Annotated in this window: 6 protein-coding genes; 1 reads left to right on the forward strand and 5 read right to left on the reverse strand. The window is 69.1% G+C overall.

Going from position 1 to position 6,722, the window contains the following annotated elements; all coding sequences use genetic code 11:
- Positions 1 to 3: 3 nt before the first annotated feature.
- Genes rrtA through PIGHUM_RS23600 form a run of 5 tightly spaced genes read right to left on the reverse strand, consistent with a single transcriptional unit; the run spans position 4 to position 4,096 of the window.
- Positions 4 to 636, reverse strand: coding sequence for a rhombosortase (gene rrtA, locus PIGHUM_RS23580; RefSeq protein WP_160142405.1), 633 nt, complete (start codon positions 634 to 636; stop codon positions 4 to 6).
- A complete protein-coding gene (locus tag PIGHUM_RS23585) occupies positions 633 to 1,442 on the reverse strand; it encodes a heme ABC transporter ATP-binding protein (RefSeq protein ID WP_222929332.1) in 810 nt (269 codons plus the stop codon). Before PIGHUM_RS23585 ends, rrtA begins: the two co-directional genes overlap by 4 nt.
- Entirely contained in the window at positions 1,439 to 2,554 is a 1,116-nt protein-coding gene (locus PIGHUM_RS23590) for a FecCD family ABC transporter permease (protein ID WP_222929333.1), read from the reverse strand. The genes PIGHUM_RS23585 and PIGHUM_RS23590 overlap by 4 nt, the downstream gene beginning before the upstream one ends.
- A 2-nt stretch (positions 2,555 to 2,556) precedes the next feature.
- Positions 2,557 to 3,474 (reverse strand): heme/hemin ABC transporter substrate-binding protein, encoded by a 918-nt coding sequence (locus PIGHUM_RS23595; protein WP_246013478.1) that lies wholly within the window; start codon positions 3,472 to 3,474, stop codon positions 2,557 to 2,559.
- Between the two features lie 7 nt (positions 3,475 to 3,481).
- A complete protein-coding gene (locus PIGHUM_RS23600) occupies positions 3,482 to 4,096 on the reverse strand; it encodes a biliverdin-producing heme oxygenase (protein WP_124082209.1) in 615 nt (204 codons plus the stop codon).
- Positions 4,097 to 4,453: 357 nt separating this feature from the next.
- Here PIGHUM_RS23600 and PIGHUM_RS23605 point away from each other — a divergent pair, with 357 nt between their 5' ends.
- Positions 4,454 to 6,631, forward strand: coding sequence for a malate synthase G (locus PIGHUM_RS23605; RefSeq protein ID WP_124082211.1), 2,178 nt, complete (start codon positions 4,454 to 4,456; stop codon positions 6,629 to 6,631).
- Positions 6,632 to 6,722 lie beyond the last annotated feature (91 nt).

Consider the following 6,722-nt stretch of genomic DNA (forward strand, 5'->3'; position numbering starts at 1 on the left):
GTATCACGGCGCGGCGCGCGCGCGGAATCGCCCGACCGCGCGCCACGCCAGCATGGCCAGTGCGAGTGCCACGCCGTACGCGTGCGCGGCGCCGATCACCATGCCGCCGATCAGACGCTCTTCATCGGGCGACGCCCCGGCGAGCAACTGCCACAGCATGCGCCCCACGACGAACAGCAGCACTGCCGCCGCGAGCCAGTCGCGGCGCGCCATGGGCAGCAGCACCAGCACGAAGAAACCGTAGAGCACACCGGACAGGCCCACGTAGTCGGGAATGTGCGGCGGCAGCCACAGCAGCGCCAGGCTGATGCCCAGCGCGAGGACGATCGTGCGCCGCCACCACCAGCCCATGCCGTGCCGGTTGCCCGCCAGCGCGAGGCAAAGACACAATCCCGCCGCATTGAGCAGGCAGTGGGTCCATCCCAGATGCACGAAATGCGCGGTGAGCAGGCGCCAGACCTCGCCAGCCAGAATGGCCTGGCGGTCGAAGCGCAGCGCCATGCGGACCGGCGCGCCGCCGCACTGGAACAGCAGGATGGGAACGAGCAGGCTGGCCAGCACACCCCAGGGCCTGGCCTGGGGCGATGCACCCCAAGGGCGCAGGCCGAGCCGGGGCCGGGATACCCGATCGTTCACAGCGGGCGCGTCGCCACCAGCAGATCGTCGTCCGCCTGCCATTGAGCGGCATCGACCGCGAAGCAGCGCTGCACGAACTCCCGCGTCAGCACCGAGCGCGGCGCGCCGTCGGCGATGAGCCGGCCTTCCCATAAGGCGACGATGCGATCGGCATACTGCGCGGCAAGATTCATGTCGTGCATGGTGACGATCACCGCTGCCCCCGTGCGATGCGCGAACTCGCGGACCGCGGTGCATACCGAATGCTGGTGATGCGGATCGAGACTGGCGCACGGTTCGTCGAGCAGCAGCAGGCGGTGGCCATCGCCGCCTTCGCCTTCCGGCCATATCTGCGCCAGCACCCGCGCCAGATGCACGCGCGCCTGCTCGCCGCCCGACAGCGCCGGCATGGAGCGCTGCGCCAGGTGGACCACCCCCGCCGTCTCCAGCGCCGTGCGGACGATCGCCCGCAGCTGGCGGCGCGATTCGCTGCGCGCCAGGCAGCCCAGCTGCACCACCTCGTCCACCGTGAAAGGCAGGCTCAGGCCGGCGCGTTGCGGCAGCACCGCCCGCTGGCGCGCGAGCTCCCCGGCGGGCCAGTCCCGCAGCGCCCGGCCCTTGAACCGCACCTCGCCCGCCGCCGGCTGGAGATCGCCCGCCATGGCGGCCAGCAAGGTCGACTTCCCCGCTCCGTTGGGCCCGATCAGCATGACGACCTCGCCTTCGCCTACGGCGCAATCGATGTCGTCGAGCACCACTCTCGCATGGGCCTGCCCCGCCTGCCGGCGCGTGACCTGAAGCGCACGTACCTGGAGCATGACCGTCATGCCTCGAACATCCTGCTCTTGGCGCGCAGCAGCAACACCAGGAAAAACGGCGCGCCGATCAAGGCCGTCAACACGCCTATGGGCATTTCCGCCGGCGCGATAATGACGCGGGCGACCAGATCGGCCCCCACCGTCAGGGCGGCGCCAAGCAGCGCCGCTCCGGGCAGCACCACGCGGGCATCCGGTCCGGCGATCAGCCGTATGCAGTGCGGAGCGACCAGCCCCAGGAAACTGATGATGCCGCAGAAGGCCACCGCCATGCCCACGGCCAGCGCGCTGAAGACGATCGCCATCGACTTCAGGCGCTCCACCGCCACCCCCAGGTGGCGCGCCTCGGATTCGCCCAGCGCCATCGCATTCAGGCCGGTCCGCAGGCGCCACATGCCGGCAAGCGCCGCCGCCCCGACAAAGGCCACCATGCCCACCACCGGCCAGCTCGCCGGCGCGAGACTGCCCAGGTTCCAGAACGTCAGGTTGCGCAGCTGCTCGTCGGTCGCCACGTAGCTGGCCAGGCCGATCAAGGCCAGCGCGATCGCGTTCATGGCGATGCCAGCCAGCAGCATGGCCGCCACCGACACTCCCATGGACGTGCGGCCGATGCGGTAGACCAGCAGCGTGGTCAGCACGCCGCCGCTGAACGCCGCCACCGGCAACAGCGCCATCCCGAGCGCGCGCGCCACCTCCGGCCACCAAAGATTGCCGAACACGATGGTCAAGGCCACGGTCAAGGCCGCGCCGCTGGAAACGCCGATGAGACCGGGATCCGCGAGCGGATTGCGGAACAGGCCCTGGAGCGTGGCGCCGGCCATCCCCAGCAGTGCGCCGACCGCTACGCCGAGCAGGACGCGCGGCAGGCGTATGGACCAGAGCACGCCCATTTGCTGGGGCTCGAATCCGCCTACGGCGAAACCGGCCTTGTGCAGCAATATCGCCACGACGTTGGACGCCGGAATGGGATAGGCGCCGCGCCCCGCTGCCAGGACGACGAGGGCCGCCAGGGTGCACGCCAGGATGGGAAACAGCAGCCCTCCAGGCATGCGGCCGGCCCTTATCCGTGCCCAGGAGGACGACGGGGAAGCATCGGCATCCGTGCCGGCCGCGCCGGAAGCCATGTTCATGTCCGCAAGGCGCTGTAGAGGTCTTCGACGGCCTGGGGCAGGCGCGGGCCGAAGCCGAGCAGCAGCACGATGTCGAACAGCACCGCGCGCTGCGCCTGGCCGGCCGGGGTCATGGCCAGGCCGGGCGTGGCCAGCAGCCGCGAACGGGCATCGGCCTCCTGCGTGCCGTCGAAGGTTCCCACCACGGCATCGGGAGCCGCGTGGGCGAGCGATTCGGCGGACAGGGGTTTGTAATTCGAGAAATCGTTGCCGAAGACGTTGACCGCGCCGATCAGGCGGAGCATGGCGTCGGCGCCGGTATCGCGGCCGGCGGCCATGGTACTGGCACCATGGCGCATCAGGCACGCCACGCGCAGCGGCTGGCCGCCGGGGCCGCGCAGCGGCGCGGCGGCCATGCGCGCCTGCAGCGCCTGCCAACGCGCGGTCAGGGCGGCGGTCAGCGCCTGGCCTTCAGCCTGCCGTCCCAGCGCCTCGGCAACGATGCGTATCCGTTCGATCACTCCCTCGAAGGTGTAGTCGCCCTGTACGGGGACCACCTTGACGCCGGCCGATTCGATCTGGCGCAGCACCGCGGGGGGGCCCGCCTCCTGCCCCGCCAACAGTACCTGCGGCCCCATGCCCAGCACGCCCTCGGCCGACAGCGTGCGCTGGTAGCCCACCTTGGGCAGCGCCAGCGCCGCCTGCGGGTACAGGCTGCTGGTGTCGACCGCCAGCAATTGCGACTGGGCTTGCAGCGCATAGACGATCTCGGTCACGCCCGCACCCACGGAAACCACCTTGGGGCGCTGGGCCGGACGCGGCTGCGCCGAGGCCGGCAGCCACGACGCCCCCGTCAGGAGCAGCCCGGAGGGAAGCGCCGTCAGGAGCGCCCGCCGTCCGGCCGAGAAGCCGGCCCGCATCTTCCACTTCGGCATAAATCCCTCACGCAGCCAGCGACGGCTCGTCCTTCAGGTCATAGCTGCGCGACAACAGGACGGCGAAGCGCTCGAATGCGGCGCTGGCGCCGGCCACCACGCGGTCCTGCTCGGCCGTGGACAGGCCGCTGCCGTCCAGCGCCTGGACGAAGCGCTTCCATGCCGCGCCGCGGCCGTCGGCCGGCGCGGCCAGGTTGCGCGCCCCGAAGTTCTCGTCCAGGCCCAGCTTCTGGCCCGCTTCCTTGAACAGGAAAGCGGCGCCCAGCTTGGAACCTTCCGAGACGTACAGCCAACCCAGCCCCTCGGGCAGTTCCATGCCCTCGCCGCGCGGCGTCTCGTCGGTCGCCGGCACGGCCACGCCCAGGTCGTCGAGATCGGCATGGGCCGCCGCCAGGCGGGGACGCGTGGCGAGATCGGGAATCAGCGCGGCGTAGGCCTGGTCGTCATACAGCGATTCGATGTCGCGCTGGAACAGGTACTGAGCCACGACGAAACGTCCGTAGTTCTCTCGCGTGTCGAAGGGCTTGAGCGACATGACGAGCTTGTCCAGTTTGTCGTGCAGGGGCGCGGTTTCGGTTTTCAGGCGCAGGGCCAGGGACCCTTGGGCGGCGGGGGATGTCATGGTTGGTATTCCTCACAAAAAATGCAAAAAAGACTCAATCTCAATTACCTGGAATTATGCCTTGTCGAGAGAAATCTGTCTTCAGATCGTCGCGCCTCACGTCCGCATTCTCTCTTCCCACGCAAAGCTATTGTGACCTGGACAAGCGGTATCACGGCCTCCCGCCCCACGCTTCCCCGTTTATCATCGATCCATTCCAATGCACCGCCCATTCAGCGCACAGCGGATCCGGCTTGTCCGGTCCGCCAGTGCCGCCCCCGAGCCACCCGAGGCCGGTCCCGCTCCTTCGGGGGGCTGCCGCGCAGCGGCCGGGCGCACGTCAGCGCAGGGCGGGGCCTTCCCCCTCAGGAGAGATTCATGACGGAACGCACTCACCGCCACGGCCTGCAAGTGGCGTCCGAACTCGATCGTTTCATCGACCAGGAAGCCCTGCCCGGCTCGGGTATCGACAGCGACAAATTCTGGCAAGGTTTTTCCCGCATCGTCCACGACCTGGCACCGAAGAATCGCGCCCTGCTGGCCGAACGCGATCGCCTCCAGGCCGAGATCGATGCCTGGCACCAGGCCCACCCCGGCCCCATCCAGGACCAGGCCGCCTACCGCTCCTTCCTCGAACGCATCGGCTATCTGCAGCCGCAGCCGGCCGAGGTACGCGTCGCCACCACCAACGTCGATACCGAGATCGCCGAACAGGCCGGCCCGCAACTGGTGGTGCCCGTCTCCAACCAGCGTTATGCCCTGAACGCCGCCAATGCCCGCTGGGGCAGCCTGTACGATGCCCTCTACGGCACCGACGCGCTGCCCGACTCCGACGGCGCCGAACGCGGCACTGCGGGCTACAACCCCGTGCGCGGCCGGGCGGTGATCGCCCGCGCCCGCGTCTTTCTCGACCAGGCCGCGCCGCTGGCCCGCGGCTCGCACGCCGAAGCCGCCGGCTACCTCGTGCGCGGCGGCAAGCTGGTCGTGGCGCTCGAGCAGGGCGAAACCGGCCTGCAGCGCCCCGAGCAGTTCATCGGCCACCAGGGCGACGCGCAAGCGCCCTCGGCCGTGCTGCTCAGGAACAACGGCCTGCATTTCGAGATCCAGATCGACCGCGCCAGCCAGATCGGCGCCACCGACGCGGCCGGCGTGAAAGACGTGCTGATGGAAGCCGCCATCACCACCATCATGGACTGCGAGGATTCCGTGGCCGCGGTCGATACCTCGGACAAGGTCCAGATCTACCGCAACTGGCTGGGCCTGAACAAGGGCGACCTGACCGAACAGGTCGCCAAGGCGGGCAAGACCTTCACCCGCAGCCTGAATCCCGACCGCCAGTACACCGCCGCGGACGGTTCGGCACTGACGCTGCCGGGCCGCTCGCTGATGTTCGTGCGCCATGTCGGCCACCTGATGACCAACCCCGCCGTGCTCGACAAAGAGGGCAACGAGATCCCGGAAGGCATCCTCGATGCCGTGGTCGCCACGCTGGCCGCCCTGCCCGACCGCGCGCTCAAGCGCAATTCGCGCACGGGCTCGTTCTACGTGGTCAAGCCGAAGATGCACGGCCCGGCCGAGGTCGCCTTCGCCAACGAACTGTTCGACCGCGTCGAAGACCTGCTCGGCCTGCCGCGCCATGCCATGAAGATGGGCATCATGGACGAAGAGCGCCGCACCAGCGTCAACCTCAAGGCCTGCATCGCCGCCGCCAGCGCGCGCGTGGCCTTCATCAACACCGGCTTCCTGGACCGCACCGGCGACGAGATCCACACCTCGATGGAAGCCGGCCCCATGCTGCGCAAGGGCGACATGAAGGCCTCCGCCTGGATCGCCGCCTATGAACGCAGCAACGTGCTGATCGGCCTGGACGCCGGCCTGCGCGGCCGCGCCCAGATCGGCAAGGGCATGTGGGCCATGCCCGACCTGATGGCGGCCATGCTGGAGCAAAAGATCGGCCATCCCAAGTCCGGCGCCAACACCGCCTGGGTTCCCTCGCCCACCGCCGCCACCCTGCACGCCATGCACTACCACCAGGTCGACGTGCAGGCCATTCAGCAGGAATTGGAAAAAACCCGGCTCGACAGCGTCGGCGAGGAGCTGCTGCGCGGCCTGCTCACCGTTCCGGTCGGCGACCCGTCCGCCTGGGGCCCCGCCGACGTCCAGCAGGAACTGGAGAACAACGCCCAGGGCATCCTCGGCTACGTGGTGCGCTGGATCGACCAGGGCGTGGGCTGCTCCAAGGTGCCCGACATCCACAACGTCGGCCTGATGGAAGACCGCGCTACCCTGCGCATCTCCAGCCAGCACATCGCCAACTGGCTGCGCCACGGCATCGCCACCGAGACCCAGGTGCGCGAAGTACTCAAGCGCATGGCCAAGGTGGTCGACGGGCAGAATGCCGGCGACCCGAACTACCTGCCCATGTCCGGCAATGAAGAGAACTCGCTCGCCTTCCAGGCCGCCTCGGCGCTGATCTTCGAAGGCCGCAGCCAGCCCAACGGCTATACCGAGCCGCTGCTGCACGCCTATCGCGCCAGGTTCAAGGCGAACCGCTGAAACAGCTTTGACGGGACCCGGGCCGGCCTCTATCCTTGTACGCACACAACGAGACAAGGAGACACGCATCATGCCCGCCCCTTCGGCCCAC

The organism is Pigmentiphaga humi, assembly GCF_900606115.1.
Lineage (GTDB): Bacteria > Pseudomonadota > Gammaproteobacteria > Burkholderiales > Burkholderiaceae_B > Pigmentiphaga > Pigmentiphaga humi.